Raw genomic sequence first — 1,594 nt, 5'->3', positions numbered from 1 at the left:
GTGCAGCCGCGCGGCAAGCCGGCAAAGCTGCGCGCCATTCACTATCCCTTCACCTGTAGAGCCTCTATAGTTCCAGCCATGACTGCGTTGTTTCGCGCTATTGGCGCGCTCGCCTTGGTGGTTTCCCCATTGCCCGCCCCGCTTTCGCTTGCCGCGCAAGAGGCGCCTGCTGCCGTGCCTGTTCCGCAAGCGCCGCCAACCTCGATGCAAAGTGGTGACGAGGTGCCGTGGCTCTATCGCGATAGCGACATTCCAGTCGACCGCGAGTGGCAGTTCGGCGAAATGGGCAACGGCTTGCGCTATGCCGTGCGCGAGAATGGCGTGCCGCCGGGGCAGGTTTCGATCCGCATCCGGATCGACGCCGGTTCGCTTCACGAGAGCGACGAGGAACAGGGCTATGCGCACTTGCTCGAACACATGCTTTTCCGCGAGAGCAAGTATCTCGGCTCGGGCGAAGCGATCCCGACGTGGCAGCGACTTGGCGCGACGCTGGGGCATGACGCCAATGCCGAAACCACGCCGACCCACACGGTCTACAAGATCGACCTGCCGGCGATCACGTCCGAGGGGCTGGAGGAGAGCTTCAAGCTGTTGTCGGGCATGGTGCGCGAACCAGTGCTCACCAACGACAATATCGCCGCCGAAGTGCCGATCGTGCTCGCCGAAATGCGCGAGCAGAGCGGGGCGGGACAACGCGTGAGCGAACAGACGCTGGCGACGCTGTTCGCCGGGCAACGGCTGGCCAATCGTCGCCCGATCGGAACCGAAGCCACATTGCGCGCAACCGACCAGGCCAGCCTCGAGGCATTCCACGAGCGCTGGTACCGCCCGGAAAATACCGTGATCGTGGTTGTGGGTGATGTCGATCCGGTACACTTCGCGCAATTGATCGAGCGCTATTTCGGCGATTGGCATGGGCAAGGCCCGGCGATGGTCGCTCCCGACTTCGGCGATCCTCTGGCGCCTCCCGGCGGGGAGGGCAGCAATCCGATCGGCGAGCTTGCAGTCGCTGTCGAGCCCGACATGCCCCGTAACCTGACCTATGCCGTCATGCGGCCATGGCGTCAGGTGCAGGATACGGTGGTCTATAATGAAGGGCTGATGCTCGACGCGGTGTCGCAGGCCATCATCAATCGCAGGCTGGAATCGCGTGCGCGCAGCGGCGGTGGCTACCTCTATGCAGAAGTTCAGCAAGACGATATCTCGCGCTCTGCCGATGCCACTTTCGTCAGCTTCGCGCCGCTCGATGGCGACTGGCAGTCAGCGCTCGCCGACGTGCGCGGCGTCATTGCCGATGCGCTGTCGCACCCACCCACGCAGGAAGAGATCGACCGGGAAGTGGCGCAGTTCGACACCGCTTTCGCGAGCGAAGTCGAACAGCGAAAGGTGCTCGCCGGGGTCAAGCTAGCCGATAATATCGTCCGCGCGCTCGATATCCGCGAGACGGTCGCTTCGCCTGAGACCGCGCTGGCGATTTTCCGCGGGATGCGGGCGCGGTTCAACCCAGCCAATGTGTTCGATCACACGCGCAAGCTGTTCGAAGGAGATGTGGTGCGCGGCATCTATGTCACCTCGCAGGGCGACGAGGCGACTG

At 63.7% G+C, this 1,594-nt stretch carries 1 protein-coding gene; it reads left to right on the top strand.

Features of this window, described 5'->3' with window-relative positions:
- Positions 1–78: 78 nt before the first annotated feature.
- Positions 79–1,594, top strand: a 1,516-nt coding sequence (locus AAFM29_RS17825) for a pitrilysin family protein (RefSeq protein ID WP_341714044.1), incomplete at its 3' end; no start/stop codon positions are given.

Origin of the sequence: Erythrobacter sp., from assembly GCF_038133525.1 — a bacterium.
Taxonomy (GTDB): Bacteria; Pseudomonadota; Alphaproteobacteria; order Sphingomonadales; family Sphingomonadaceae; genus Qipengyuania.
This window is presented reverse-complemented; position numbering and strand designations above follow the sequence as displayed.